The sequence below is a fragment of the Microbacterium sp. UCD-TDU genome, from assembly GCF_000340625.1.
GTDB lineage: Bacteria > Actinomycetota > Actinomycetes > Actinomycetales > Microbacteriaceae > Microbacterium > Microbacterium maritypicum.
Genome location: NZ_KB454446.1, coordinates 1503851 through 1529774 on the forward strand (window position 1 = coordinate 1503851; position 25924 = coordinate 1529774).

The following is a 25924-nucleotide window of genomic DNA, read 5'->3' on the forward strand; positions in this document are numbered from 1 at the left end:
AACGATGACGAAGGAGTTGTCCATGTCCGGGAACGCATCCGCACCCGATACGCGAACACCGCAGGAGGTCGGAGCCTCCGCCATGAAGAAGGCGATCTGGCGTCTGGGCCCGTTCCTCGGGCTGCTGTACCTCGTCGCCTACATGGACCGCAACAACGCGGGCTTCGCCAAGCTGGAGATGACGGCGGCACTGCAGATCACCGAGGCCGCCTTCGGGTTCGCCGCCGGCATCTTCTTCATCGGGTACCTGCTGTTCGAAGTGCCCAGCAACCTCCTGCTCGAGCGCTTCGGCGCCCGTAAGTGGATCGCCCGCATCATGGTCTCCTGGGGACTCGTCGCCGCCCTCACGGCCTTCGTGCAGGATGCCACCCAGTTCGCGATCGCCCGGTTCGTGCTCGGCATCGCCGAAGCCGGCTTCTTCCCCGGCGTGCTCCTCTACCTCACGCTCTGGTTCCCGCGGCAGTACCGCACCCAGGTGCTCGCGGTGTTCGTGCTGTCGAACCCGATCGCGAACGCCGTCGCCGCGCCCCTCTCCGGCTGGATGCTCGAGCTCCACGGCATGTGGGGTCTGGACGGTTGGCAGCTGGTCTTCCTGCTGCAAGGCCTTCCCGCTGTGCTCCTCGCCTTCGTCGTCTTCTTCTGGCTGCCCGACCGTCCGCAGGATGCGCGCTGGCTCGACCCGACCGAGCAACGGTGGATCAACGACACTCTGGCGGCCGAGACCGCGGCGACCGAGCAGAAGCACGGGCGTCTGCGCCTGCGCGAGGTGTTCAGTAACGGACGCCTGTGGACCCTGATCGTGCTGTTCTTCGGTGTGGTGTTCGGCGCGTACGGACTCGGCATGTGGCTGCCGACGATCGTGAAGAGCATGGGCGACTTCTCCAACTCCACGACGGGCTGGCTCGTCGCGCTGCCGAATCTGTGCGCCGCACTCGTCATGCTCCCGTGGGAGCGTGCCGCCCGCAAACAGGGCAACATCCCGCTGCAGATCGGCATCACGCTCACCATCACCGCACTCTCGCTCATCGCGGCGGTCACGGCGCAGGGCACGCCGATCCTCGCGCTCGCGGCGCTGTGCGTCGGGATGTCGGCGCTGTTCTCGACGACGCCGCTGTTCTGGAGTCTGCCGCCCATGGTTCTCACCGGGACGGCGGCGGCTGCCGGACTCGCCTTCATCAACTCCGTCGGCAACCTCGCCGGATTCGCCGGTCCGTACGCCATCGGCTGGATCAGCGAGACCACGGGCTCGGCGATCTGGGGTCTGCTCCTGATCGCCGGACTGACCCTGCTCGGTGCGACCATCGCCTTCGGGCTCAGCCGACGGGCGGACTTCACGGTTCCGGCCGAAGCGCTGCTCGCCGCAGACGCGAAGTCCGGAGTGCGGTGATGTCCCGCAGCGATGCGGATGCGCGTGTGCGTTCGACGAGTCGACGCGCCCTCGTGGCGGGGTTCGGTGCGGTCGCGCTCGGTGCGGCCGGTTCCCTGGCCGCTGCGTCACCCGCGCAGGCGGCTCCCACCGCGGCGGGGGCGAAGGACATCACCAGGGCGGACTCCGTCTCCGAGCTGTCCCGGCGCCGTGCGCGCGACGGCGAGGTGGCGATCGTCGCCGGCTACCGGACGCCCGGCGACGCCGGACTGCTCGTTTACGTGGGGGTCGAGGCTACGGACATCGAGGCCAACGGCGGCACAGTGATCGCCGGAAAGCGCGGCAGCAGATGGCTGCTGCAGCACGACGGTACCGTCGACTTCCGGGTCTTCGGCATCACCGGGCCCGAGACGGCGGCCGATGACGCGCTCGCCGCGATGGTGAACGACGTCCGCGTCACGCGGATCGCGGCGAGCACCGACCTGCTGTTCCAGCGACGGCATCGCTTCACCCGCTCCCACATCGAGATCGACTTCGGGGGCCACGTCATCACGACGGACGGGATCGAGCCGAACACCCACGACAACCCCTTCGGCGCGGTGATGTTCTTCACCGGGGTGTCGCGGGACGTGGTGGTCGAGCACCGCCTGGCGGAGGCCTGGCCCGAGCTGACGGACGCGGTGACTGTGCCTGACGCGGCGGCGTTCCCCGTGGACTCGTGGTGGGCGCTGCAGTGCGACACCGTCGCCGGAGGCGGAGCCGATGAGCGCGAGATCCAGCGATTCGTCCGGGTGACGCAGCAGATCGACGGGACGCACATCCGGATCGACTACCTGAACGGCTGGCCGCTCGACACGGGGCGAAAGCTCATCTGGCGCCGGATGGATCCGGTGGAGGGCGTGCGCATCTCGAACATGCGGTTCCTCGGGGCCGGTCCCTTCGACGGACCGACAGACGGCTCCTTCCCGGACTCTCGCGAGCTCACCGGATCGCACCCGATCGCCTTCGAGTACGCGATCCACTGCGATGTCGCCGACGTGCACGCCAGTCGCACCTGGTGGCCGGTCATCATGCGGCGGTGGAACACCCACTTCACGACCGAACGCTGCTCGGTCGAGAACCCGCCCACGGTTTTCTACGGCGGTGCGGGCTACCTCACGCAGCAGATCTACAGCCTCTACGGGCGGGTGAGTGACTGCACATCGTCGAACGCGCGGCATCTCAACGACCTGACCGCCAGTGCGTACTGCATCGTCGAGAACTGCCACGGCGACGGTGACGACCAGGGCGGGAACCCCTTCACCACGCACGGTCAGTACGAGCACGACCTCACCTTCATCGGGTGCTCGGGGCTGATGGACATCGCCAACTCCGGCGCGCAATGGGGCACCGCCGCCAAGCGCATCACGGTGCGCGACCACGTCTGCTCGTGGTTCGTCGCGGGCACGAAGATCAGCGACCTGACGCTCGAGAACGTCCGGGTGATCGGGCGGTCGACCTTCGACCCGCAGGCGACCATGACGATCAACGCCGACGGCGCCCAGTTGCGGGGGTGCACCGCGGGGCTGCTGGCCATCGGGCAGCGCTCGGCCAGGTCGTCGCGGCCGACGGTCATCGAGGACTGCACCTTCGCGCTCCCCAAGGACCAGGTGCTCATCCAGACCCCCGTCACGGTCCCCGTGAGTTTCGCACGCTGCACGATCACCGGAATCGACGGGATGAAGGTGCGGGGATCCGGAGCGGTCGAGTTCGTCGACTGCCGCCTGAGCGGTCCGGCGACCGGCGCCCCCGCAGAACTCGGTGCGTCGAGGGTGATGATCCGGGGCGGCACGGTCCGTGACGTCGTGCTCACGGCGACCGCGGTGCGCGACCAGGCCATCGTGCTCGAGGGTGTCGAGCTGAGCACGGAGCGCGGCGAGGGCGCCATGCTGTCGCGGGCCGGCGGCGCGGGCGTGATCACCTGGCGGCTGAGCGGTGTGACCTCCACGGTGCCGAAGGGCGCGGCGCACGTCGACATCGGCGCGGGCATCAACCACGCGCGCGTCACCGGCGCACAATTCGTCGGAGGGCGGCTGCGGTTGGCCGCGGGCTTCTCCGAGCCGTCGACGCTGCTCTACAGCGACACGGTCGAGCGCGGCGTCGAGACCGATCTCCCCGCAGACGGTGAGCGTGTCCTGATCGCCGACGTGCTGAAAACCGCCTGAGCGGCGGCATCATGGAGAACAGGGAGGACCACGCGTGAACGACACCGCATCTGCCACGAAACTCGGCGATCGCATCCGCATCCCCCGCACCCGGGCGCGCATCGGCGTCGCCCGGCGCGACATCACCCCGCCCACCGGCATCCGGGCGAAGAACTGGGGCCCCGCCGACTGGGAGCGCTCCGAGGGGGCGCACCGCTCGTTCGAGCTCACCGCGCTCGCCGTGGTCTCCGCCGACGAGCGCCCGCGCGTGCTGCTCGCGGTGGATGGCACGTGGTGGCGTCGCGTCGCCGATGAGCAGGGCGTGCGCGGGGCGATCCTCGACGGGCTGGGGCTCGACCCCGACCAGCTGATGCTCTCGCTCTCGCACACCCACGCCGGTGCGGTGCTGTGCGCCGCCGATGCGCATCTTCCGGGCGGCGAGCTGATCCCGGGATACCTCGAGGCGCTCGCCGCTGCGGGGATCGCGGCCGGGCGCGAGGCGCTGGAGAGCGCGGTTCCCGGACTCATCGAGTGGACCACCGGGCGCTGCACCCTGGCGGCCGACCGTGAGCTCGACGTCGACGGTCGACCCCTCGTGGGCTACAACCCCGGAGCGGCGGCCGACGACACCGTGACGATCGGGCGCCTCAGCGTCGACGGTGCGGTGCGCGGCACGCTCGTGAACTACGCGTGCCACCCGACCACGCTCGCCTGGCAGAGCCGAGAGGTGTCGCCGGACTACGTCGGGGCGATGCGCGAGATCGTGGAGTCCGCCACGGGCGCCCCGTGCCTGTTCGTGCAGGGCGCATCGGGCGAGCTGGCTCCGCGTGAGCAGTACACGGGCGACGTCGCGGTCGCCGACCGGCACGGACGCTCGCTCGGACACGCGGTGCTCGCGGCTCTCGATGCGCTGCCCGCCCCGGGGGAGGAGCTGACGCTCGACGGCGTCGTGGAGTCGGGTGCTCCGCTCGCGATCTGGACCGGGCGGGCAGCCGCGGGAGGGGAGGAGGCCGGCTCTTCGCTGACGAGTGTGGAACTGCCGCTGCGTGACCTCCCGACTCTCGACGAGCTCGCCGAGGAGTGGAAGGACATCGATCCGCGCTCGCGCGAGGAACGTCTGGGACGTGCCCGCAACCTGCGCGACGGCTATATCGACGGTCCCACCGTGCAGCATCCGATCTGGGCCTGGCGGCTCGGGGACGCGGTGATCGTGGGGCATCCGGGCGAGGCCTACTCGCGGCTGCAGACCACGTTGCGGGTGCGCTTCCCGGAGACGCCGATCGTGGTGATGAACCTCACGAACGGCCCAGGCTTCGTGTATCTGCCGACGCGCGACGCCTATGACCGCGGGGCGTATCAGGCCTGGCAGACGCCTCTCGCGCCCGGGGCGCTCGACCTGCTCGAGGAGCATGGGGTGGCCGTCGTGGCCGATCTGCTCGACCGCTGACGGCACTCCCGATACACTTGCTATAGCAAATCTCGATCACTCTGAGGAGAGCAATGACCGCCCAGCGCCCTGTCGCCATCGTCACCGGAGGATCCGCCGGGATCGGCTGGGAGATCGGTCAGCGCCTCGCCACCGACGGCTACCTCGTGGTCGCCGCCGACCGTGTTCCCGGGCTCACCGCCGCCGACAACTCGGCCGGCATCCTGTGGCGCGAGCTCGATGTGACCGACCATGCCGGTGTCGACCGTGCGTTCGGCGAGATTGAGACGGAGCTTGGACCGATCGAGGTGCTCGTCAACAATGCCGGCATCCAGCGCCATCGTGGCATCGAAGACCTCACCTGGGACGAATGGTCGGCCGTGGTCGACGTCAACCTGCACGGGGTGTTCTCGGCGCTGCAGGCCGCGGGAAAGCGGATGCTGGAGCGTGGCGAGGGTCGCATCGTGAACATCTCCTCCATCTCGTCGCGCGGCTCTGCGGGACGCGCCCCCTACGCCACGACGAAGGCCGCGGTGATCGGTCTGACCTCGACCGCGGGTGCCGAGTGGGCCTCGCGCGGGGTGCGGGTCAACGCGGTCGCACCCGGCTACGTCGACACGGGCGTCTTCCGCCAGGGTGTCGAGGCGGGCACGCTCAGCCTCGACACCATCCTGTCGCGCATCCCCGCGAAGCGTCTGGCCGAAGCGAGCGAGATCGCCGCCGCGGTCAGCTTCCTCGTCTCCGACCAGTCGCGGTACATGAACGGCCAGACGCTCTACGTCGACGGCGGGTTCATGGTCGACTACGGCGTGCCGCTGGCGAAGAAGCCCGAATGACGACGATCGCTCGCATCGACACGGCCACGGCCGCGCTGCCGCTCCCCGCACCCCTGCACCTGGGGGCGATGACCGTGACCCGCCGCGAGTACAGCGCGGTGCAGGCGACGGCTGACGACGGCACGAACGGGGTGGCCTACTGCCTCTCGCGGGAAGCGCCGATGGCCGAGATCGTCGACCGTCTCGTCGCGGTGCACGCGGTGGGTGCGGACGCCGACGACCCCGCCGCGACCTGGGAACGGATGCTGCGCGGCAGCGCCATCGTCGGACGGGTGGGCCTGGTGCGGCGTGCGATCGGCCTGGTCGACATCGCGCTGTGGGACATCGCCGCGCGGCGTGCGGGCCTGCCGCTGTGGACGCTCCTCGGCACGGGCGACGGTCCTCGCGAATCGATGCTGGTCGCCGCGTATCCCTCTGCGGACCGGACTCCCCGCGAGGTGGCCGACGAGGTCCTTGCGCAGGCGGACGGCTGGACGAACGTGAAGATCTCCCGCATGCCTGATCCGGCATATATGCGAGATCTGCTCGCGATGCTGAACGCCGAGCTGCCCGCTACGACCGGCCTGGTCGTCGACGTGGGCTTCGGCTGGCCCGATGCCGACACGGCGCTGACCGAGATCGCGCAGTGGGGCGACCCTCGGCTCGCGTGGCTGGAAGACCCGCTGCTCCCCGAAGACGCCGAGGGGGTCGCGCGCATCCGCCGGGAGTCAGGGCTCCCGGTCTCGGTCGGCGATGAGGTCACCGATCCTGCGGTGCTGAAGGCGCTGGTCGAGGTGGGCGGTGTCGACGTGCTGCGGCTCGATGTGGTCGCGATCGGCGGCGTGACACCGGCCCGCGAGATGATCGCGTGGGCGGCCGAGCGCGGTGTGCCGGTGTCGGGGCACGTCTATCCTGAGGTCACCGCGCACCTGGGCATCGGCGTCGAGACCTTCGCTCGCGGCGTCAATCCGTACGATCCTGCGCCGTCGTTCATCCTCGGCGGTCCGTCGTTCGAGGGCCGGGTGCGGCCGACGGATGCCGCGGGCCTCGGCTTCGCGCTCGATCCCACCGTCTTCCGATTCGAGAGGGACTGAGATGCCAGACTCCCCGCGCAGCATCGTGAACCGCAGCGTCGTCGTGACCGGCAGCGGCAAGGGCATCGGCCGTGCCATCGCCGAACGTCTCACCGCCGACGGCTGGATCGTGGTCGGGCTCGAGCGTTCCCCGGGCTCCGGCACGCTCGAAGACGGCATCGTGGCCGAGGTCGTGCTCGGAGACGCGGCCGATCGCGCGACGCACGAGCGCGCCGCCGCTGCCGCCCGTGCCAGGGCGCCCCTCGCCGGCTGGGTCAACAACGCCGGCATCACCAAGCGCACCCCGCTGCACGAGCTCGACGAACACACCGTGCGCGAGGTGCTCGACATCAACGGCTTCGGCTACATCTGGGGCTGCTCGACCGCCGTCTCCGCCTTCGTCGATCAGGGCGTGCCGGGCGCGATCGTGAACATCGGCTCGATCCACGGACGCTCCAGCTTCACCGACCACGCCGCCTACGAGTTCACCAAGGGCGGCATCGACGCCCTCACCCGCAGCGTGGCCGTGTCGTACGGCGCCCTCGGCATCCGCGCCAACACCGTCGCTCCCGGCGGGGTGCGCACCCCGCATCTGGAGGCGCAGATCGCCCGCGCGGCCGACCCCGCCGCCGAAGAGCGGGCGCTCGCGGAGGGGCCGCCCATGGGTCGCATCGCCCGCGCCGACGAGGTGGCGTCCGTCACGGCGTTCCTGCTGTCGGATGAGGCTCCGTACCTGTCGGGTCAGTCCATCGCGGTCGACGGCGCGTGGACGGCGTCGTTCGGCGACATCGCCATCGACCCGGGGTTGCGGGAGCGCTTCGAGCGCTGATCGGGCTCTGCGTCACCGCAGATAGGCATCCACGAGCAGTGCGCCACGAATGACCCGCAGCTCGTCGACGATGCGGGCGATGCTCTTCCCACTTACCGAAGACAGCGTGAGATCGTGCGGACCGAGGGGCTCGAGCTTCCCGGTGCGGATGCGGATGACCTCCCAGCCCGCGGCACGGAGCGCGCGGTCTTTGCGCAGGTCCGCGTCTTGGCGTTTGCCCACGTGCTCCAGACCGTGACGGCCGACGGTGTCGTATTCGAGCGCGATCCGCAGCTCCGGGAACACGATGTCGGGCCAGACCTCGGTGTGGCGGAAGAACGGGCGCGAGACCTTCACCGCGTTCATGGTCGGGTCGAAGTCGATCACTGCGCCGAGTGCGGTTCGCAGGCGGCCCTCGGCCGCGGATGCGGGCTTAGGGGCGCACTCGCTCACGAACGCGGTGCCCGCGGGAAGGCCGGGCGTCTTCGTGCAGAGCGCGGGCGCGGGGCGACGGGGTGCGCGGGGGCGGGCGCGTGCTTCGCCGAGCACGACCGGCTGCGGACGGGCGAGGGCAGAGCACTCGGGGCACCACGCGGAGCGGCGCCGCACCTGTCCAGGACGCTCGCGCTGCTCGGTCGGCGTCGCGGCGAACCGGTGGCCGACCGCGCACTCCCAGCACAGGAGCACGTCGGCCGCCAGCGGGATCTGCGACAGGGCGATGCCGTGGTTCAGCTCGGGGTGGTACTGCCGCACCAGTTCCGGATACGCCGCCCATCCGGCGCGATAGGTGCCCACGTCATACGGAACGGCGCGACCGCGGGAGAACTGCCGTCGCGCCCACCACTGCTTCACCGGTTCCGGCACGCGCCGACCATACCGGCCGCCACAGACACCCCGTCCCGCCTCTCGACATCGATGCCGGTGTCCCCGGTTCGTGCGACGATCCGCACGTCGACAGGAGAACGGATGCGTGGGGAAGCGACGGTGCTGCACGCCGACCTCGATGCGTTCTACGCGTCGGTCGAGCAGCGTGATGCACCGGAACTGCGCGGTCGACCCGTCATCGTGGGCGGCGGGGTCGTGTTGGCGGCGAGCTACGAGGCGAAGGCGCGCGGGGTGCGCACCGCCATGGGCGGCCGGCAGGCGCGAGAGCTCTGCCCTGATGCCGTCGTCGTCCCGCCGCGCATGGAGGCGTACTCCGCCGCCAGCAAGAACGTGTTCGCGATCTTCCGCGACACCACCCCGCTCGTGGAGGGGCTGTCGATCGACGAGGCGTTCCTCGAGGTCGGGGGTCTCAGACGCATCGCCGGCAGCCCCGAGCAGATCGCGGCACGGTTGCGCGAACGGGTGCGGGCGGAGGCGGGACTCGCCATCTCGGTCGGGGTTGCGCGCACCAAGTTCCTGGCCAAGGTCGCCAGCGCCGTGAGCAAACCCGATGGGCTGCTGGTCGTGGAACCCGATCGGGAGGAGGAGTTCCTTCTCCCTCTTCCCGTGGAACGCCTGTGGGGTGTGGGCGCCGTGACGGCCGAGAAGCTCCACCGCTACGGCATCCGCACGGTCGGAGAGCTCGCCGAGCTCGAGGCGGCGACCGCCGAGCGGATGCTGGGCAAGGCGACGGGCGCGCACGTGCACGCGCTCGCTCGTCTGCGGGATCCGCGGCCGGTCGACACCACTCGGCGACGCGGGTCGATCGGCTCGCAGCGTGCGCTCGGCAGCCGCCCCCGCTCGGCAGAGGAACTCGACCTCATCCTCACGCAGATCGTCGACCGGCTGGGGCGGCGCCTCCGCGACGGCGATCGTGTGTGTCGCACCGTCGTGCTGCGCCTGCGCTTCGGCGACTTCTCGAAGGCGACTCGCTCCCGATCGCTCCGTGCACCGACCGATCGCACCGCCGTGCTGCTCACCCTCGCGCGCACGTTGCTCGCCGCCGCGCACGCCGAGATCACCGACCGCGGCATCACTCTGATCGGCATCTCGCTGTCGCAGCTCGACCACACCGACCGCGTGCAGCCCGAACTGCCGATCGACTGGGGCGATGAGGCCCGCCTCGACACCGTGCTCGACACTCTGCGGGGTCGCTACGGCGCGGCCTCGGTCTCGCGGGCGGCGCAGCTCGGGCGCGACCCTGGATGGTCGTCCCCGATCCTCCCGGAGCACGAGTGAGCGGGGAGTCACGGATCAGTCCGATACTTTGGGCTCGACGGCGCCGAGCCGAAGAGGGGCACAACCGCAGATGAACGTACTCAGCCAGAAGGGATGGTTCCTGGTGTTGCTGGTGCGCGGGCTCCTGCTCTGGGTCCTGATCCCCTTCGCCTTCGTCGCCTGGCTTCTCCTCCACTGGTGGGCGCAGAAGGCCTCGCGTCGACAGGCGCTGTGCTGGTACGACGCGCATCTGACCGTCGCACTCGCGCGAGGTCCGTTCCGCCTGATGATTGCTCCCGACCATCGGCGCTTCGACCGGATTCCGAGGATGGCGACGGTGGAGCCCCGAAAGACCAGCTTCTTCGGCATGGACACCATCGAGGTCTTCGATCTGGTGTGAAGACGGTGCGCTGGGCGAGATGCCCTCGCGCTCAGGCCTTGAGCATCGAGGCCCGCGCGATCAGCCCGTCCACCACGTCGAAGGTCGCGATGGTCTCGGTGGCGACCCCCGCGTTGATGACCTGCTCCTGCGCGACGACCCACCGGGTGCCGAACAGCACGCTGGTCTCGATGACGCACGACAGCTCGGGGTTCTGCAGTCGAGGCTCGTAGAACGCGCGGATCGCGGCGGAGCCGACCACGGGCTCGGGCGCGACACCGGTGATCACGGCGTCCTCGGCGTAGGTCGCTACGAACGCATCGAGGTCGTGCGCGTTGAAGGCGTCGAGCTGTGCCTGCACGGTATCGAGGGCAGAACGGGCGGTGCGGTCAGTCAATGCGAACTCCTCCGTTGACGTCGTAGGTGGCGCCGGTGATGAACCGGGCGCGCTCCGACGCGAGCGATGCGATGACCCAGGCGACGTCTTCCGGCTGTCCGAACGCGCCGAGCGGGATGTCGGCTTCGAGCTTCTCGCGCCCCGCCCCTTGCAGCTGGTCGGTGATCGCGCTCGCGACGGGACCAGGAGTGACGGCGTTGACGCGGATGCCCTCGGAAGCGAGGTGCCGGGCGAAGCTGCGGGTGATCGCGAGGATCGCTCCCTTGCTCGCGGCGTAGTGGATGCCGGTCTGCAGTGCGCCGACCTGGCCGGCGATCGAGGCGATGTTGATCACCGAGCGGTCTCCCTCGGCGGCCCGGAGCAGCGGGAGAGCGCCACGGGTCAGGAAGAAGGTGCCGCGCGCGTTGGTCTCGAGGACCATGTCCCACTCGTCGAACTCGATGTCGTCGTAGGGGGTGTACGGGCAGACGCCGCCGTTGTTGACGAGCACATGCAGCGAGCCCCATGCGGCGGCGACTTCGGCGATCAGGGCGTCGATCGACGCCCGCTCACGCAGGTCGAGGCGCGAGACCTGCACTTCGGGCGCCCCCGCGGAGCGGCACTCCTCGGCGACGCGGAGGGCTTCGGCTTCCCGCCCCGTGTAGGTGATCCAGAGGGCGGCACCCTCGCGGGCCAGTTCGAGGGCGGCGGCGGTTCCGATACCGGAACTGGCCCCCGTGATCAATGCGCGGCGAGCAGTCATGAGATCGATGCTATAGCAAATTCCGGTGAGGGCGAGCGATCGGCCTGACGTCGTGCATCCATCTGCTAGATGCTATAGCATCGCATCCATGACCGAGCCATTCATCCTCGTCAGCGACTGCGACCTGCCGGGAACCGTCATCGAAGACACCCTCCGACAGGCCGGGCTGCGTGCCGAACGCGCGGCCTCCGGCAGCATCGACGACCTCGCCACCATCGGCTCCGACGCCGAGGGTCTGGTCGTGCAGTGGGCGCAGATCACCGGCGAGGTGATGGACCGGATGCCGAACCTGCGCATCATCAGCCGGGTCGGCATCGGCTACGACATGGTCGACGTCGAGGCGGCGACCGCCCGCGGCATCGCGGTCGCGAACACCCCGAGCTACTGCATCGAAGAGGTCGCCGCGCACACGATCGCGATGATCATGACGCAGGCCCGCGGCCTCCCCGCCTACGACCGTGCCGTGCGCGCCGGCACCTGGAAGGCCGTCGATGCCCGCCCGCTCGCCGTGCGCCCCTCGGCCACCACGGTCTCGGTGCTGGGCTTCGGCCGTATCGGCTCGATGGTCGCCCGCTGCTGCCGCGCGCTCGGGTTCCGCGTGCTCGTCGCCGACCCGTATGCCTCCGCCGACACGGTGCGCGACGCCGGATGCGAGCTGGTCGAGTTCCCGGATGCCGTGGCCCGGGCCGACATCCTCACCCTGCATGTGCCGCTGACCGCGGAGACCCGCCATCTGATCGATGCCGCGGCCCTCGCGACCATGAAGAGGGGTGCTGTCGTGGTGAACACCTGCCGCGGTCCGCTCATCGACGAGGAGGCGCTCGCCGCCTCGCTGCGTGCCGGGCACCTGGGCGCCGCGGCGCTCGACGTGTTCGCGGGGGAGCCCCTCGCTGCCGACTCCCCGCTGCGCGACCTCGACGACGTGCTGCTCACCCCGCACGCCGCCTGGTACTCACCCGAGGCGCTGGCGGACCTGCCGGTGCACGCGGCCGAGAACATCATCCGCTATCTGGCCGGCGAATCCGTGCCGATCGTCAACCCGACTTTCGCCGTCGCGCGCTGACGGAAGGAACACCATGCAACTCTTGCGACTCGGCCCCGTCGGCCACGAGCGTCCCTACGTGCGGGAGGCAGGTGTCACCTACGACTTGGCGCCCCTCACCGCCGAGATCGACGGTGCCTTCCTCGCCGCCGACGGCATCGCCCGCGTGCGCGAGGCCCTCGGCCGCGGCGAGCTTCCCGCGGCCACTGTCGACGGGCTGCGCATCGGCGCTCCGGTCGCCCGCCCGACCGCGGTGATCTGCATCGGCCAGAACTACGCCGCCCACGCGGCCGAGTCCGGATCCGTGCCGCCCGAGCATCCGGTGATCTTCTTCAAGCACCCCAACACGGTGGTCGGCCCGGACGATGTCGTGCTGCTGCCGCCCGGTGCGGAGAAGGTCGACTGGGAGGTCGAGCTGGCGGTCGTGATCGGCAAGACCGCGCGCTACCTGTCGTCGCCGGATGCCGCTCGTGAGGTCATCGCCGGCTACACGATCTCGAACGATGTGTCCGAGCGCGCCTATCAGCTCGACGTGTCGGGCGGGCAGTGGTCGAAGGGCAAGTGCTCCGAGACGTTCAACCCGCTCGGGCCGGCACTCGTCCCCGCCGACGAGGTCGATCCGCAGGCGCTGCGGCTGCGGTCTTTCGTGAACGGCGAGCCGAGGCAGGACTCCTCGACCGCCGACATGATCTTCCCGGTGCTGCAGATCGTGCACGAGCTGAGCCACTACCTGGTGCTCGAGCCCGGCGACGTGATCAACACCGGCACCCCGCAGGGCGTCGCGCTCTCCGGCCGGTTCCCGTATCTCCAGGACGGCGATGAGATGGCGATCGAGATCGAGGGACTCGGTCGCCAGCACCAGCGCACCGAGCGGGTGCACCTGCGCTGACCTGCGTCATCCTCCTCTACCCGGCGGCCTGTGTCCGGGGCACGGTTCCTTTCGCTGAGTGCACCGTGCCTCGGGCAGAGGCCGTCGGCGCTGCGGCGAGGTCTCAGCCGGCGAAGGGGATGACGGGGAGGCCGCGCACGCCCGGTCGCACGGCGAAGAGCGAACCCGCCTCGGTGCCGTGGTCGGGGCCGAGGCCCTGCGCCGAGGTGGTGATGTAGAGCGTGCCGAGGTCGTCGTCGCCGAACGTGCACGCGCTGACCTGGGGTACCGGGAGATCGATCGTCGCGATGCGCTGTCCGGCGGCGTCGTAGCCGTGCACGGCGCTGCCGCCCCAAAGGGCGACCCACACGCTGCCGTCGGCGGCGACCGTGAGGCCGTCGGGTGACCCCTGTTCCTCGGGGATCACGACGAAGGCGCGTCGCCCGCGCAGCTCCCCCTCGGCCACGTCGAACACGTCGATGCGGTGCGTCGCGGTGTCGACGTAGTACGCGCGCCGTCCGTCGGGCGAGAAGCCGACGCCGTTCGAGATCGTCGTCCGCGCCAGCACTGTCGCGATGTTCAGGTCGGCGTCGAGGCGCAGCAGGCTTCCGGCGTCGGCCGCGGCGTCGTAGGCCATCGAACCGGCCAGCAGCCGGCCGCGAGGATCGCAGCAGCCGTCGTTCATGCGCACAAGAGGGTCATCGCCCAGCGGGGCCACGGCCCAGGTGTCGCCGTCGACGTCGTCCGCGAGGTAGAGCGTGCGGGCGCCGACCGCCACCAGGCCGCCACCGGATCGGGGGCGAGCGAAGGCCAGGTACTCGTCGTCGATGTGCTGACGGGTCACGCCCTCGGGTCGCAGCGTGAGCAGGTCGCCCGCGCTTCCGTCGACCCAGCGCAAGCCGCCCCAGCCCGCCCACCAGACGGGTGCTTCGGCGTGGTGGGCGATCGGACCGGTGACGTTCTCCGGGGTCATGCGTCCCCGCCGGTGTGCGCAGCGGAGGCATCGAGCGCCCCGGTAGCCGTTCTGCGACTGCGCGCCACGTACACGGTGTTCGACGACGTGCCGCCCGTGACGGCATTCTCGAAGTCGACGACATGAGCGACGGCGTCATCGAACACGGCCTTCAACTCGACCATGAACTCCTCGTCGGGCGGGTCATCCGACCACAGGGCGAAGACGCCCTCGGGGGCGAGATGACGGTCGAGCGCGCGCAGACCGGCGGCGTCGTACAGGTCGGCGTGCGTCGCATCCAGCTGGTGCCGCGGAGAGTGGTCGACGTCCAAGAGGATCGCCGAGTACCCGGTGCGACCCTCGACGGGCGCGGAGCGCATCACCGCGAAGAAGTCGTCTTCGCGCAGGGTCGTGCGCGGATCGTCGACGAGTTCCGCCGACACCGGGAGGAGCTTGCGCTCATGCCACCCGATCACGGCGCCCAGTCGGTCGATCACCGTGAGGGCGCTTACTCGCGCATCCCGCAGGGCCGCGACGGCGGTGTAGCCGAGTCCGAGCCCGCCGACCAGCACCGAGAGGTCGTCGCCGTCGACAGCCGCCAACCCCAGGTCGGCGAGCTCTTCCTCCGCCACGGTGAACAGGCTCGACATCAGGTACTCGTCGCCGAGCTTGACCTCGTAGATCTCCTGTCCCACCGCGGGCTCCGTGCGCCGGCGCAGAGTGAGGTCGCCGATCGGGGTGGACTGCCAGTCGAGCTCTTCGAACCGAGTGATCACTGCGGCATGCCTCCGTCGTCGTCCGCCCGGGTGGGGCGGGGGTGCGGGCAGAACCCGCGGATGTGCCTGTGCTTCAGGACTGTTCGTCGCGGCGGGGGAGCCGGATCCGCTCGGGCTCAGGCGCGGCGGGCTCCGCGGCGGCGGACTCTGCCGCGGTCGGCTCAGATACTGATGGTGCTGCCGGCGCGGAGATCTCTCTGGCCACCTGCTTCTCGAGCACGGTGACCGCGTCGTCGGAGAGCAGGATGAGCCCGTCGAGCTCTTCACGCACGCGCTTGTAGGCGACGTTGCGTTCGGCCTGTGTGGCCGATTCGTCGACCGCGACCTTCAGTAGCTGCTGCGCGCGGTCGAGGCGCTTGCGCTCCGGTTCGGTGAAGGTCGAATCGCGCAGGCGTCTGGCGTCCTTCTCGGCGATCTCGAACGCGACCGCGTAGTCGCCGACGGCTTGCAGATACTCGGTGACCTGCTGCTCCGACACCTTGGCGTCTGCCGAGGCCGGGCGCAGGGCATCCGCCGTCTTCTTGGCGCGCAGGAACGCGGCGGTCAGGGGCTGGCGACCATCGCTCATGGCGGGGAAGGCGATGAGCTTCGCCACGTCGAGTTCGTAGTCGAGCCAGCGTGCGGTGATCTCGTCGTGCTCGCTGAACAGGCGCGCGACCAGGTCGTTCGGGGCGACGGATGCCGTCGTGTCGACGACGGAGGGCCCGCGGCGCCGGGCCTGCTGGGTCAGCGCACGCGCCTCGATCTCGGCGGTCTTCAGCTGCGCCTTCATGCGGAGAGTCTCCAGACGGCGCTCGTGTCGGCGCTTGGAGCTGCGTTCCCAGCCCTTCGCGATACCACCGGCCATTCCCATGATGGGGAAGATGAGCCACCAGTAGTGCTGCGCGAAGTTCCAGAAGCCCTGGATGAACTCGTCCATGATGAGTTCAGCCTACTTCTCGGCGGGCTCCGCTCTTCGTCAGGTCTTGCGCGAACATCACGAGGATGCCGCTCGGGCCGCGCAGATAGGTGAGCTTGTAGACGTCCTGGTAGTTGGCGACGCCGCGGAGCGGGTGATAGCCGTGACGGGCGGCGATCGCCAGCGACTCGTCGATGTCGTCGACCGAGAAGGCGATGCGGTGCATGCCGATCTCGTTCGGCAGGGTCGGCTCGGTCTCGATCGCGGCGGGGTGGATGTACTCGAACAGCTCGATCCGGCCGCGCCCGTCGGGGGTCTGCAGCACGGCGATCCTGGCGTGGTTGCCGTCGAGCCCGACCGCGGTCGACGCCCACTCCCCGCTGACTTCGTCGCGGCCCAGCACGGTCAGACCGAGGTCGGTGAAGAAGGAGATGGTGGCTTCCAGATCGCGGACGGCGATACCGACGTTCTCGAGGGCGATGGGCATGGGTGGGATGCTACTCGCGATCATCGCCCACGTCAGGGCTATCGTCCGAGCTTCTCGGCGCAGGAGACGCAGTACTCCGCGAACGGTCGCGCCTCCAGGCGGCCGGCGGGGATGGGTCTTCCGCAGTTCGCGCAGACCCCGTAGGTGCCGGCCTCCACTCGGGTCAGCGCATCGTCGACCTGGTGCAGTTCGGATGCTGCGGCCTCTGCGAGCCCCGTCAACCGCGACCATTCCGACGACAGCGTGACGCCCTCGGGGTCGTGCTCGTCGTCGTCGTTCGAGCTCTCCCGGTCGTGCGTGAGCTCGTCGAGGGTCGCTGCCGTGGCCTGCACGCGCGCCTCGGCCTGGGCGCGCAGCGCGAGCAGGCGTTCCCGGGCGTCTGCGGTCATGCGCCCACTCTAGGCACCGCCGCCGACATCCCGGGCCGGTGAGCCGTGTTCCGGGTCGGCGACCCGTTTCCGGGGCCGGTGACCCGTGTTCAGCCGAGGAGCAGCGTGAGCACGGTCGCGCCGCCGCCGCCGAGGATGAGCGCGATGATGACGGTCCACGCCACGATGCGCATGCGTCGGTTGCGCTTCTCGCCGAGGTCGCCGTAGTCCTCGTCGTTCGAGTCCTGACGGCTCACGTCGCTCATGCGCTGACCTCGGTGACGGTCGGGCCGAAGTACGACGGGAGGGTGGCCTGCGAGCGCTCGCGCAGTTCGGCGGCCGTCACGGTGAAGACGCCCTGAACCTCGAGCTTCGCGCATTCGCTGTCGGTCACGCCGATGCGCATCACCGGGTAGTCGCGTCCTTCGCAGAGGCCGCGGAACTTCACGTCGTCTTCGCGGGGCACGGTCACGATCACGCGGCCGGTCGACTCAGAGAACAGGGCGGATGCGGCATCCACACCGTCGCGCTCGATGATCTCGTTCAGCCAGACGCGGGCGCCGACACCGAAGCGCATGACGCCCTCGGCCAGAGCCTGCGCGAGGCCGCCTTCGGAGAGGTCGTGGGCCGAGGAGATCAGCCACTCGTCGCGAGCCGCAGACAGCAGACCGGCGAGGCGCTTCTCGCCCGCGAGGTCGACCTTAGGGGGCAGGCCGCCGAGGTGCTGGTGCACCACATCGGCCCAGGCCGAGCCCGAGAGCTCGGTCGAGGTGGTGCCGAGCAGGTAGATGTTCTGACCCTCGTCCTGCCATCCGGAGGGGATGCGGCGGGAGACGTCGTCGATGATGCCGAGCACGCCCACGAGCGGGGTCGGGTGGATCGGCACGTCGCCCGTCTGGTTGTAAAACGAGACGTTGCCGCCGGTGACCGGGGTGCCCAGCTCGTAGCATCCGTCGGCCAGGCCGTCGACCGTCTGACCGAACTGCCACATGACCTCGGGGTTCTCGGGAGAGCCGAAGTTCAGGCAGTCGGTGATCGCGGTGGGAACGGCGCCGGTGACGGCGACGTTGCGGTACGCCTCGGCGAGGGCCAGCTGCGCACCCGCGTAGGGGTCGAGCTGGCAGTAGCGGCCGTTGGCGTCGGTCGAGACGGCGAAGCCGAGACCCGACTCCTCGTCGACGCGGATCATGCCGGCGTCATCGGGGAAGCTCAGGGCGGTGTTGCCGAGCACGTAGTAGTCGTACTGGTTGGTGATCCAGCTCGTGTCGGCCAGGTTCGGCGAGGCGACGAGGTTCAGGAACTGCTCGCGCAGCGTCTCCGGGTCGTTCGAGCGGGGAAGGTTCTCCGCGGCATCCGCCTGCAATGCGTCGATCCACGTCGGGTAGGCGACCGGACGGTCGTAGACGGGGCCGTCGACCGCGACGGTCGAGGGGTCGACGTCGACGATGCGCTCGCCCTGCCAGTCGATGATGAGGCGTCCGTCGCCGGTGACCTCGCCGAGCACGGAGGTCTCGACCTCCCACTTGTTCACGACCTCGAGGAACGCGTCGAGCTTCTCGGGGGCGACGATCGCCATCATGCGCTCCTGCGACTCCGACATGAGGATCTCCTCGGCCGTGAGCGTGGGGTCGCGCAGCAGCACGTTGTCGAGCGAGACCTTCATGCCGCTGTTGCCGTTGGCCGCGAGCTCGCTGGTCGCGCAGGAGATGCCGGCCGCGCCCAGGTCTTGGATCGCCTCGACGAGCTCGCCGCGGTACAGCTCCAGGCAGCACTCGATGAGCACCTTCTCGGCGAACGGGTCGCCCACCTGCACGGCGGGGCGCTTGGTCGGACCGGTGGAGTCGAAGGAGTCGGAGGCCAGGATGCTCGCGCCGCCGATGCCGTCGCCACCCGTGCGAGCGCCGAAGAGCACGACCTTGTTGCCGACGCCGGTCGCGTTGGCGAGCTTGAGGTCTTCGTGACGCAGCACGCCCACGGCGAGCGCGTTCACGAGGGGGTTGGCCTGGTAGACGGAATCGAACACCGTCTCGCCGCCGATGTTCGGAAGGCCCAGGCAGTTGCCGTAGAAGCTGATGCCGCTGGTCACGCCGTGCACGACGCGGGCGGTGTCGGGGTGGTCGATCGCACCGAAGCGCAGGGCGTCCATGACCGCGACCGGGCGTGCGCCCATCGAGATGATGTCGCGGACGATGCCGCCGACGCCGGTCGCCGCGCCCTGGAAGGGCTCGATGAACGACGGGTGGTTGTGCGACTCGGCCTTGAAGGTGACGGCCCAGCCCTCGCCGACGTCGACGACGCCCGCGTTCTGGCCCATGCCCACCATGAGGCGTTCCTTCATCTCGTCGGAGACCTTCTGGCCGAAACGACGCAGGTAGTTCTTGGACGACTTGTAGGAGCAGTGCTCCGACCACATGACGGAGTACATCGCCAGCTCGCCCGAAGTGGGGCGGCGTCCGAGGATCTCCTTGATGCGCGCGTACTCGTCGGGCTTGAGTCCGAGAGCCGCGTACGGCTGCTCCTTCTCGGGCGTCGCGATCGCGTTCTCGACAGAGTCGGGGACGTGCTGGTGGGAAGGTGCAGGGGCGGTGGTCACGCGCACTCCAAAGGAAGGGGCCGGCGGGGCAGGTTCAGTCTACCGGCGTGGCGTCCGACAGGATTTCGGCTGGGGGAGCATGCGAACCGTCCGCCTTCATCGAATCGTTGTGCGAAACACCGAGGCCTTCCGCCCTGGTGATCCTAGGGTGGCGATTATGCGCCTGCGTCTCCTTGCCCCTCTCGGCCTCGCGACCGTCTTGGTCATGGCCGGATGCGCTCCCGCCCCCGAAGTATCGCCGAGTCCCTCCGCCTCGGCGCCGGATCCGACGCCGACACCCACAGAGGAACCCATCGTGGCTCCCGAGGCGGCGTTCGATGTGACGTGCTCCGACGTGAACAGCGCCGTCGCGGGCATTCTGGGGGCGTCTGTCGGCGGGGAGAAAGACGTCCTGGGCCTGACATCCACACCGATCTGGTATCCGGGGCCGGCGCAGTACATGATGCAGCAGGCCGGAGGGATAGCGTGCTCGGCGGGCGACCCCGTGCAGTTGGACCCCGACGCGACCTCCCCCGCGGACTGGAGCATCGCGGTCGTGCCTGGTGCGCAGGCGATCATCGACGGTGCGGCGGAGCGTGGCGCCAGCGACATCCCCGGAGACGGCATCCGCTGCTTTACCGGCTCGTGCACGATCGAACTTCGCGACGGCGACGTGCTCATGACCGGTTCGTTGCGGTCCTCCGCATTGGTCGAGAGCGATGCCGACCGTGTTCGCGAGGCGATGGCGGGAGTTCTGGCATCGGCTGTCGCAACCCTTCGCGACTTCGAGCCCGGCCAGAGCAAGATCGCGGGGGCACGATGCGAGACGCTGCTCACCGCGCAGGAGGCATCCGAGATCCTGGGCAGGGAAGTCGTGATCATGGACTACACCGAGCTCGGGGGGTGGGGAACGGCCGCGGAGATCTACTTCGCGAGTGAAGGAGCGCAGTACTGCATGTACGCGACGGGGCCGGACCCGTACGGCGATCCCACGATGGTCGCACTCACCACCCTTCCCTCTGGTGCGTGGGCGTTCGAGAAGCTCGACGCCGGGAGCCCGGTCTCCCTCACCGGCGCGGACGCCGCCCTCACGGGAGTCGACTTCTACGGCCGGACGGTGCTCGACGCTCGTGTCGGTGCCGACTGGCTGCGGTTCACCGTTCCCGTCGGGGAAGACGCATCCTCCGTCACGTCCGTCGCGGAGGCGACCATCGAGCATCTGACCCGGGGGCGTCCTGCCCCGCAGTGATTCCTTGCGAGGGCCGCGCCGCGGATGCGCCGGATGTAGGGAGCAGGGACGGATGCAGGAAGACTCGCCGTCTTCTGCTCCTGCATCCGTCCGATCTCCCGACGGATGCCCCGCCGGGAATCGCCGTCACGGACGGAAACGTGAAATGCGACGGCGTGGGGCCGTCCGTAGATTGGTCGGATCCCGCTGTGAATGGAGTTTCCCGTGTCCGAGATCCGCGCCCTGCGCCCCTCCTGTACCGACGCCGTCGGCTGAGCCGGCGGGAACCCAGATCATGACCGCGGACCGTCCTTCGCACGCGTCGCATGCTTTCGATGCCCGTACCCGTCTCTTCCTCGATCGGCCGCAGAGCCGCAAGTGGAGTCTGCATCCCGGCCACATCGGGGCGTGGGTGGCGGAGATGGACTTCGGGGTCGCTCCCGAGATCGCGGAGGCGCTGCACCGGGCGATCGACGGCGAGAACCTCGGCTACCTCTCGCCCCCGCAGGCGACGGAGCTGGGAGAGGCGACAGCCGAGTGGATGCGCGACGAGTACGGCTGGGCGGTCGACCCGGAGCGGGTGCATCCGGTTTCGGATGTGATGGCGGCTCTCGGGGTCGCGGTGCAGGAGTACGCGCCGGCGGGTTCGCCCGTGATCGTGCCGACTCCCGCGTACATGCCGTTCCTGACATACCTGCCGGCGATCGGGCATCCGGTGATCGAGGTGCCGGGTGTCGAGGTCGACGGGCGCTGGCAGCACGACCTGCAGCGCATTGACGAGGCCTTCGCCGCCGGGGCGCGGACACTCGTGCTCTGCAACCCGCACAACCCCACTGGCACGATCGTCGGTCGGGAGGAGCTCGAGGCGATCGCTCAGATCGTGGAGCGGCACGGCGGGCGGGTGTTCGCGGATGAGATCCACGCCCCGCTGCGCTACGAGGGTGCGCCGTTCGTGCCGTACGCGTCGGTGTCGGAGGTGACGGCCGCGCATACGGTGACGGGCACGAGTGCCTCGAAGGCCTGGAACATCCCGGGGTTGAAGACCGCGCAGCTGATCACCTCGAACGATGCGGATCAGCAGCTCTACACGCGGTTCGGGTTCGCGGTGCAGCACGGCGCGGCCACCCTCGGCGTCGTCGCCTCGACGGCGGCGTATCGGTCGGGCAAGCCCTGGCTGACGGACGTGATCGAGTACCTCGACGGGTCGCGGCGGCAGCTCGCGTCGCTGGTGGACGAGCATCTTCCCGGCGCCGTGTATCGCGTGCCCGAGGCGACATACATCGGGTGGATCGACACGTCCGCGCTGGGGATCCCGGACCCTCCGGCAGCGTTCTTCCGTGAGCAGGCCGGGGTCGTGCTGACAGAGGGACGCCTGCTCGGGCGCGGTGCGGAGGGCCATGCGCGGGTCGTGTTCGCGACTCCTCGTCCGGTGCTCGACGAGGCGTTCGCGGCGATGGGCGCTGCCGTGCGTCGGGCCGGTCTCGCGGCCTGACAGCCTGCGCTCTCGAACCCTGGCGTCGAGGCTGTCAAGGGTCTCCTCGATGTCGGTGGTCTGACGTAGAAAGGGAGACGAGAGAAGGGATCCCCATGGCTGCAGGCGACATCGAGACGTTCCACCGCAACGGCATCTGGTTCAACCGCATCGAGGGTGAATCGCAGACGTTGGGCAGCAGCTTCCTGAGCGAGGCCGAGGCGGTGAAGGTGGGTCGCAGTGCCGCGGTCGCGCGTCAGGTCGAGCACACGGTGCGCGCCGAAGAGGGCCCTTCGATCGACTCCTTCTCCTACGATCTGCACCCGCGTGAGCTGATCGGCCGATGACCGCGACTTCCGGTGCCGATCAGGTTCCCGTGCCCGAGCGACGCATGCTGTTGCAGGCATGCGTCAACGGCGCCCGTGATGCGGTCGGGCATCCGTGGCTGAGCGCGGATGCCTCGGTCGTGGCCGACGACGCCGCCAGGGCTTTGGCGGCGGGCGCGCACGAGGTGCACGTGCACCCGAAAGATGCCACGGGGCGCGACAGTCTCGCCGCCGACGATGTCGCACGGTGGGTGCGGGCGGTGCGCTCCGCGAGCCCTGGCGTGCCGGTCGGTGTGACCACGGGAGCGTGGGCCGAGCCCGATGTCGAGCGTCGTCTCGCGGCCATCGAGACGTGGACGGAGCTGCCTGATCACGCGTCGGTCAACTGGCACGAGGCAGGCGCCGACGAGGTGGCCGCGCTGCTGCTGAAGCGAGGTGTCGCGGTCGAGGCGGGGCTGTGGGATGCGGCAGGTTTCGAGGTGTGGAAGCGATCGCCGGTGAGGGGAGAGTGCCTGCGAGTGCTCATCGAGCTTCCCGATGAGCCGACCGACACGCTGCGCGGCCACGCCGAGGGAATGATCGCCCACGTCGAGCTCGAGGAGCCCGACCTGCCGATCCTGCTCCACGGGGAGGAAGGGTCGACGTGGCCGGTGTTCGACCTCGCGGTCGAGCTCGGCGTGGCGTCGCGCATCGGGTTGGAAGACACCCTGCTGCTTCCCGACGGTGCGACGGCAACGGGTAACGCCGCGCTCGTGCGGGCGGCTGTGGCGAGGGTACGGGGCGTCTGATCGCCCTGCGACCTGCGCTGCGGCATCCTGGGGCGATGTTCGCTGACTCACTTCTCGTCTTCCTTCTCGCGAATCTCGTATACGTCTTCATCGGGATCGCCATCGCGTGGCTGGTGATCTACTCGGCCGTGCGGGCGGCGCTGACCTCGCACCGACAGGCGATGGCGCGGGAGGCGCGTCCCGGCCAGGAGTGACCGGCGGGTGCCGGTGGATGCTGGCCGACGCGCGGTGAGAACCACGACGCCCCGCCGACATCGCCGGCGGGGCGTCATGGTGAGTGCGACAGACACTCGGCGGATGCCGCGAACGGGCCGCGGCATCCACCGTTGTCTCAGGCGGCGTCGATGCGGTGGCGACGACGTCGAGCGACGAATGCCGCGCCCAGCAGGAGCAGCACCAGGCCGAGGGCTGCGCCGCCGATGGGGAGCTCCGCACCCGTCTGGCCCAGCTGGCCGGCGCCGGGAGTGGTGGTGCCGCCGGGGGTCGTGGCTCCGCCGCCCTGGCTGAGGGCGGGACCGACGGCTGCGGTGGCCGCACTCGTGACGGAACCGGCACGGAATCCGTCGAGCGTCCCGGTCACCGTCACGGTGATCCGCTTGCCGAGGGCGTCTGCCGGAACGACGAACTGTGCGCCCGGCGCGGCCGCGCGGGCCATTCGCAGGACGGGTGCATCGCTCACGACGGGCTCGCCGTCGATCGCCCAGGAGTAGCTGAGCGCGGTTCCGGCGGGCCAGCCGTCCGAGATCGCGGTCAGGGTCTGTCCGACCGCCGCGGTGCCCGTGATGGTCGGAACGCTGGTCGGCGCGAGCACCTCCATGATCGAGAGCTCCGCGACGCAGGTGGCGCAGGTGCCGCCGAGAGTAGCGACGCGCGCGGTCGACGAGAAGGCACCGCTCGGTGCATCCTCAGCCACTTCGACCGTGAACTGCACCTCGGTGGAGGCCCCCGCTGCGACCCCCGCGGGGACGCTCCAGGTGAGGGTGGTGCCGTCGAGGACAGTGCCCGCTGGCACAGCCACCAGCGTCGCGCGCGAGAGCACGTCGCTGAGGTCGACCGTCACCACGGAGGAGGCGAGGGCCACCCGACCCGTGTTGGTGGCGCTGAGGGTGTAAGTGGCGGTGTCGCCGATGTCGAGCGGTTCCGTGGCGGCCGGAGTCGCCGTCAGCGAGACGGACAGCTTGTCGGGCCAGGCGGGCTTGCCGGGCTCGAGGATCCAGTCGTTCCAGAGCGCGGTGATGTCGCGGCCGGAGAGCTCCTCGGCGAGAGCCTTGAGATCGGCGCTCGTGCGGCTCTGGCCGGCGAAGCGCGTCTGCCATTCCTTGATCAGGGCGAAGAAGGCGTCGTCGCCGATCGAGATCTTCAAGGCCTCCCAGAACTGGGCGCTGCGGGTGTAGGTCTGGTAGCCGTAGAGCTCGTCCGAGGCGGTCTGGGCTCCCGGGGGGATGTTCCAGTCCGCGCTCGACGAGGCCTTGTTGTTCCACGAGTTGAAGTAGCTCTGCTCGGTGCTCGTGCCCCCACCGAAGGCTGCGGCGCTGTTGTAGTAGGTCGGGCCCCAGGTGGCCATCCCCTCGCCGATCCAGATGTCGGTCCAGGTCGTCGGCGCGACGTTGTTGCCGTACCACTGGTGCACGAGTTCGTGGATGAGGGTGTTGCCGTTCACGGAGTTCGTGCTCGGGAAGAACGATCGGTCCTGCGTCTCGAGGGCGTAGTTGACCCCGCTGGGCACGGTGTCGACGATCACGCCGGTGCTGTTGCCGGGGTAGGGGCCGTAGATGCTCTCGAGGTTGCGGGTGATGGTCTCCAGCTGTGCGACCCGGTTGCGGATGGTGGTCTTGTTCGTGTCGCTGAGCCCCGCGTCCATGAAGGACCAGGAGGGAATGGTGCGATTGTCGCTCAGGGTGACCGAGCCTTCGATCACCTCGAAGCGCCCGATCGCGATGACCACGAGTTCAGAGGCCATCTGCTTGTCCTGTCGCCACACCCAGGTGGTGCGCTCGCCCGAGACGGTCTTCGACTGCAGTTCACCGTTGCTGGCGACGGCCGCGTCGCCCTGCACGCCGGAGACGTTGGCGAGCACCGAAGGGGCGTCCACCGAGATCGTGTACGTGGCCTTGTCGCTCGGGGTGTTGTTGTGGGGGAAGCCGGCCATCGTGCCGATCGGCTGTCCGAGGAGGATCGCGCCATCGTTCGTGCCGTTCCAGCCCTCGAAAGCGCCGTCGCTGTCGACGTGCACCACCGGGGTGCCGCTATAGGTGACAGCGACGGTGAACTCCCCTTCCACCGGGGTGACGGGGGTGACGATGAGCTTGAACTTCTCGGCAGCGGCGTCGATGTCGCGCGACCAGGCTGCGGGGACACCGTTGACGGTCACTGCGTCGACGTTCATGCCCTCGAAGTCGAGCGAGAAGCTGCGCAGAAGCGAGAGGGCCCTGGCGGTCATGGTGGTGGTGGCGGTGGTGATGTCGCCGGTGACGAGCCCGGAGGCGACGCCGGTCGGGCTCCAGCTGAGGGAGACGTCGTAGTCGAGGGCGTCGTAGCCGCCGTTGCCGATGTTCGGGAACATCGGGTCACCGGAGGTGCGGGCCCCGTCGATCGGGTCGTCGGCTGCGGCCGCGGGGAGAGAGGTGGCGAGAAGGGAACCGGCGAGGAGAGCGGTGATCGGAAGAGTCGCGATCAATCGTCGACGGGCGGGGGAGGTCAGTCGAGGCATGGGGGCTTTCAGGTAGGCAGAACGCGGGCGACCGGTCACGTCGTCGTGGTGCGGGGGGAGGCTTGTGGCCCTGGGGACGCGTATGAAACGTATGGAACGTATGTTTC

At 69.6% G+C, this 25924-nt stretch carries 26 protein-coding genes; 15 read left to right on the forward strand and 11 right to left on the reverse strand.

What is annotated here, in order from left to right:
• The first annotated feature begins 22 nt into the window (after nucleotides 1–22).
• The 6 genes from D514_RS30140 to D514_RS30165 are packed head-to-tail and all read left to right on the forward strand — an operon-like array spanning nucleotide 23 to nucleotide 7692.
• Nucleotides 23–1387, forward strand: coding sequence for an MFS transporter (locus D514_RS30140; protein WP_017830086.1), 1365 nt, complete (start codon nucleotides 23–25; stop codon nucleotides 1385–1387).
• On the forward strand, nucleotides 1387–3570 hold the full coding sequence (locus tag D514_RS30145; RefSeq protein WP_017830087.1) for a hypothetical protein: 2184 nt from the start codon (nucleotides 1387–1389) through the stop codon (nucleotides 3568–3570). The genes D514_RS30140 and D514_RS30145 overlap by 1 nt, the downstream gene beginning before the upstream one ends.
• A gap of 34 nt (nucleotides 3571–3604) precedes the next feature.
• Nucleotides 3605–4996 carry a hypothetical protein gene (locus D514_RS30150; RefSeq protein ID WP_017830088.1) on the forward strand — a complete coding sequence of 464 codons (1392 nt, stop codon included), beginning with the start codon at nucleotides 3605–3607 and terminating at the stop codon, nucleotides 4994–4996.
• A 53-nt stretch (nucleotides 4997–5049) separates the two neighbouring features.
• Nucleotides 5050–5811 carry an SDR family NAD(P)-dependent oxidoreductase gene (locus D514_RS30155; RefSeq protein WP_017830089.1) on the forward strand — a complete coding sequence of 254 codons (762 nt, stop codon included), beginning with the start codon at nucleotides 5050–5052 and terminating at the stop codon, nucleotides 5809–5811.
• Nucleotides 5808–6884, forward strand: a complete 1077-nt coding sequence (locus D514_RS30160) for an enolase C-terminal domain-like protein (RefSeq protein WP_017830090.1) — start codon at nucleotides 5808–5810, stop codon at nucleotides 6882–6884. The genes D514_RS30155 and D514_RS30160 overlap by 4 nt, the downstream gene beginning before the upstream one ends.
• 1 nt (nucleotide 6885) lies before the next feature.
• Nucleotides 6886–7692 (forward strand): SDR family NAD(P)-dependent oxidoreductase, encoded by an 807-nt coding sequence (locus D514_RS30165; RefSeq protein WP_017830091.1) that lies wholly within the window; start codon nucleotides 6886–6888, stop codon nucleotides 7690–7692.
• A gap of 12 nt (nucleotides 7693–7704) precedes the next feature.
• Here D514_RS30165 and D514_RS30170 read toward each other — a convergent pair whose 3' ends face one another.
• Nucleotides 7705–8535, reverse strand: a complete 831-nt coding sequence (locus D514_RS30170) for a zinc-ribbon domain-containing protein (protein ID WP_031205902.1) — start codon at nucleotides 8533–8535, stop codon at nucleotides 7705–7707.
• Nucleotides 8536–8637: 102 nt separating this feature from the next.
• On the opposite strand from D514_RS30170, the gene dinB reads away from it, so the two are divergent.
• Together dinB and D514_RS30180 are read left to right on the forward strand one after the other, a co-directional pair.
• The gene (gene dinB, locus D514_RS30175) at nucleotides 8638–9834 is read left to right on the forward strand and encodes a DNA polymerase IV (RefSeq protein ID WP_017830093.1); all 1197 of its coding nucleotides are present in this window, start codon (nucleotides 8638–8640) and stop codon (nucleotides 9832–9834) included.
• 70 nt (nucleotides 9835–9904) lie between these two features.
• Entirely contained in the window at nucleotides 9905–10213 is a 309-nt protein-coding gene (locus tag D514_RS30180; RefSeq protein WP_017830094.1) for a hypothetical protein, read from the forward strand.
• A gap of 31 nt (nucleotides 10214–10244) precedes the next feature.
• Here D514_RS30180 and D514_RS30185 read toward each other — a convergent pair whose 3' ends face one another.
• The gene (locus D514_RS30185; RefSeq protein ID WP_017830095.1) at nucleotides 10245–10589 is read right to left on the reverse strand and encodes a nuclear transport factor 2 family protein; all 345 of its coding nucleotides are present in this window, start codon (nucleotides 10587–10589) and stop codon (nucleotides 10245–10247) included.
• Nucleotides 10582–11331 (reverse strand): SDR family NAD(P)-dependent oxidoreductase, encoded by a 750-nt coding sequence (locus tag D514_RS30190; RefSeq protein WP_017830096.1) that lies wholly within the window; start codon nucleotides 11329–11331, stop codon nucleotides 10582–10584. The genes D514_RS30185 and D514_RS30190 overlap by 8 nt, the downstream gene beginning before the upstream one ends.
• Nucleotides 11332–11419: 88 nt before the next feature.
• On the opposite strand from D514_RS30190, the gene D514_RS30195 reads away from it, so the two are divergent.
• Together D514_RS30195 and D514_RS30200 are read left to right on the forward strand one after the other, a co-directional pair.
• A complete protein-coding gene (locus tag D514_RS30195; protein WP_017830097.1) occupies nucleotides 11420–12394 on the forward strand; it encodes a C-terminal binding protein in 975 nt (324 codons plus the stop codon).
• 13 nt (nucleotides 12395–12407) lie between these two features.
• Nucleotides 12408–13262 (forward strand): fumarylacetoacetate hydrolase family protein, encoded by an 855-nt coding sequence (locus tag D514_RS30200; protein WP_017830098.1) that lies wholly within the window; start codon nucleotides 12408–12410, stop codon nucleotides 13260–13262.
• Nucleotides 13263–13365: 103 nt separating this feature from the next.
• Here D514_RS30200 and D514_RS30205 read toward each other — a convergent pair whose 3' ends face one another.
• The 7 genes from D514_RS30205 to purL form a co-directional block, all read right to left on the reverse strand.
• On the reverse strand, nucleotides 13366–14214 hold the full coding sequence (locus tag D514_RS30205) for an SMP-30/gluconolactonase/LRE family protein (RefSeq protein WP_017830099.1): 849 nt from the start codon (nucleotides 14212–14214) through the stop codon (nucleotides 13366–13368).
• Nucleotides 14211–14969: a hypothetical protein gene (locus tag D514_RS30210; protein ID WP_017830100.1), complete on the reverse strand. Its 759-nt coding sequence runs from the start codon at nucleotides 14967–14969 to the stop codon at nucleotides 14211–14213. The genes D514_RS30205 and D514_RS30210 overlap by 4 nt, the downstream gene beginning before the upstream one ends.
• A 73-nt stretch (nucleotides 14970–15042) precedes the next feature.
• Entirely contained in the window at nucleotides 15043–15888 is an 846-nt protein-coding gene (locus tag D514_RS30215; RefSeq protein ID WP_017830101.1) for a hypothetical protein, read from the reverse strand.
• 7 nt (nucleotides 15889–15895) lie between these two features.
• Nucleotides 15896–16354, reverse strand: coding sequence for a VOC family protein (locus tag D514_RS30220; RefSeq protein ID WP_017830102.1), 459 nt, complete (start codon nucleotides 16352–16354; stop codon nucleotides 15896–15898).
• Between the two features lie 38 nt (nucleotides 16355–16392).
• Nucleotides 16393–16743, reverse strand: coding sequence for a TraR/DksA C4-type zinc finger protein (locus D514_RS30225; protein WP_017830103.1), 351 nt, complete (start codon nucleotides 16741–16743; stop codon nucleotides 16393–16395).
• An 89-nt stretch (nucleotides 16744–16832) separates the two neighbouring features.
• Nucleotides 16833–16988, reverse strand: coding sequence for a hypothetical protein (locus D514_RS38975; RefSeq protein ID WP_017830104.1), 156 nt, complete (start codon nucleotides 16986–16988; stop codon nucleotides 16833–16835).
• The gene (purL, locus tag D514_RS30230) at nucleotides 16985–19315 is read right to left on the reverse strand and encodes a phosphoribosylformylglycinamidine synthase subunit PurL (protein WP_017830105.1); all 2331 of its coding nucleotides are present in this window, start codon (nucleotides 19313–19315) and stop codon (nucleotides 16985–16987) included. The genes D514_RS38975 and purL overlap by 4 nt, the downstream gene beginning before the upstream one ends.
• A gap of 295 nt (nucleotides 19316–19610) precedes the next feature.
• On the opposite strand from purL, the gene D514_RS30235 reads away from it, so the two are divergent.
• The 5 genes from D514_RS30235 (at nucleotide 19611) to D514_RS38980 (ending at nucleotide 23301) form a co-directional block, all read left to right on the forward strand.
• Nucleotides 19611–20543 carry a hypothetical protein gene (locus D514_RS30235; RefSeq protein WP_017830106.1) on the forward strand — a complete coding sequence of 311 codons (933 nt, stop codon included), beginning with the start codon at nucleotides 19611–19613 and terminating at the stop codon, nucleotides 20541–20543.
• 274 nt (nucleotides 20544–20817) lie between these two features.
• Nucleotides 20818–22014: a MalY/PatB family protein gene (locus tag D514_RS30240; protein ID WP_017830107.1), complete on the forward strand. Its 1197-nt coding sequence runs from the start codon at nucleotides 20818–20820 to the stop codon at nucleotides 22012–22014.
• 95 nt (nucleotides 22015–22109) lie between these two features.
• Complete coding sequence (locus D514_RS30245; RefSeq protein ID WP_017830108.1) at nucleotides 22110–22340, forward strand: hypothetical protein; 231 nt, start codon at nucleotides 22110–22112, stop codon at nucleotides 22338–22340.
• Entirely contained in the window at nucleotides 22337–23107 is a 771-nt protein-coding gene (locus tag D514_RS30250) for a 3-keto-5-aminohexanoate cleavage protein (RefSeq protein WP_017830109.1), read from the forward strand. Before D514_RS30245 ends, D514_RS30250 begins: the two co-directional genes overlap by 4 nt.
• A gap of 35 nt (nucleotides 23108–23142) precedes the next feature.
• A complete protein-coding gene (locus tag D514_RS38980; RefSeq protein WP_017830110.1) occupies nucleotides 23143–23301 on the forward strand; it encodes a hypothetical protein in 159 nt (52 codons plus the stop codon).
• 137 nt (nucleotides 23302–23438) lie between these two features.
• Here the strand turns inward: D514_RS38980 and D514_RS30255 are convergent, their stop codons facing one another.
• Nucleotides 23439–25817, reverse strand: coding sequence for a M1 family aminopeptidase (locus D514_RS30255; protein ID WP_031205904.1), 2379 nt, complete (start codon nucleotides 25815–25817; stop codon nucleotides 23439–23441).
• Nucleotides 25818–25924 lie beyond the last annotated feature (107 nt).

What these genes read in the sequence shown, in the direction of transcription:
- D514_RS30250 (WP_017830109.1), top strand. Translation starts at nt 22,337, where the DNA reads ATGACCGCGACTTCCGGTGCCGATCAGGTTCCCGTGCCCGAGCGACGC.
- D514_RS30245 (WP_017830108.1), top strand. Translation starts at nt 22,110, where the DNA reads ATGGCTGCAGGCGACATCGAGACGTTCCACCGCAACGGCATCTGGTTC.
- D514_RS30155 (WP_017830089.1), top strand. Translation starts at nt 5,050, where the DNA reads ATGACCGCCCAGCGCCCTGTCGCCATCGTCACCGGAGGATCCGCCGGG.
- D514_RS38980 (WP_017830110.1), top strand. Translation starts at nt 23,143, where the DNA reads ATGTTCGCTGACTCACTTCTCGTCTTCCTTCTCGCGAATCTCGTATAC.
- D514_RS30145 (WP_017830087.1), top strand. Translation starts at nt 1,387, where the DNA reads ATGTCCCGCAGCGATGCGGATGCGCGTGTGCGTTCGACGAGTCGACGC.
- D514_RS30160 (WP_017830090.1), top strand. Translation starts at nt 5,808, where the DNA reads ATGACGACGATCGCTCGCATCGACACGGCCACGGCCGCGCTGCCGCTC.
- D514_RS30140 (WP_017830086.1), top strand. Translation starts at nt 23, where the DNA reads ATGTCCGGGAACGCATCCGCACCCGATACGCGAACACCGCAGGAGGTC.
- D514_RS30225 (WP_017830103.1), bottom strand. Translation starts at nt 16,743, where the DNA reads ATGACCGCAGACGCCCGGGAACGCCTGCTCGCGCTGCGCGCCCAGGCC.
- D514_RS30205 (WP_017830099.1), bottom strand. Translation starts at nt 14,214, where the DNA reads ATGACCCCGGAGAACGTCACCGGTCCGATCGCCCACCACGCCGAAGCA.
- D514_RS30220 (WP_017830102.1), bottom strand. Translation starts at nt 16,354, where the DNA reads ATGCCCATCGCCCTCGAGAACGTCGGTATCGCCGTCCGCGATCTGGAA.
- dinB (WP_017830093.1), top strand. Translation starts at nt 8,638, where the DNA reads ATGCGTGGGGAAGCGACGGTGCTGCACGCCGACCTCGATGCGTTCTAC.
- D514_RS30200 (WP_017830098.1), top strand. Translation starts at nt 12,408, where the DNA reads ATGCAACTCTTGCGACTCGGCCCCGTCGGCCACGAGCGTCCCTACGTG.
- D514_RS30255 (WP_031205904.1), bottom strand. Translation starts at nt 25,817, where the DNA reads ATGCCTCGACTGACCTCCCCCGCCCGTCGACGATTGATCGCGACTCTT.
- D514_RS30195 (WP_017830097.1), top strand. Translation starts at nt 11,420, where the DNA reads ATGACCGAGCCATTCATCCTCGTCAGCGACTGCGACCTGCCGGGAACC.
- D514_RS30215 (WP_017830101.1), bottom strand. Translation starts at nt 15,888, where the DNA reads ATGGACGAGTTCATCCAGGGCTTCTGGAACTTCGCGCAGCACTACTGG.
- D514_RS30165 (WP_017830091.1), top strand. Translation starts at nt 6,886, where the DNA reads ATGCCAGACTCCCCGCGCAGCATCGTGAACCGCAGCGTCGTCGTGACC.
- D514_RS30180 (WP_017830094.1), top strand. Translation starts at nt 9,905, where the DNA reads ATGAACGTACTCAGCCAGAAGGGATGGTTCCTGGTGTTGCTGGTGCGC.
- D514_RS30190 (WP_017830096.1), bottom strand. Translation starts at nt 11,331, where the DNA reads ATGACTGCTCGCCGCGCATTGATCACGGGGGCCAGTTCCGGTATCGGA.
- D514_RS30240 (WP_017830107.1), top strand. Translation starts at nt 20,818, where the DNA reads ATGACCGCGGACCGTCCTTCGCACGCGTCGCATGCTTTCGATGCCCGT.
- D514_RS38975 (WP_017830104.1), bottom strand. Translation starts at nt 16,988, where the DNA reads ATGAGCGACGTGAGCCGTCAGGACTCGAACGACGAGGACTACGGCGAC.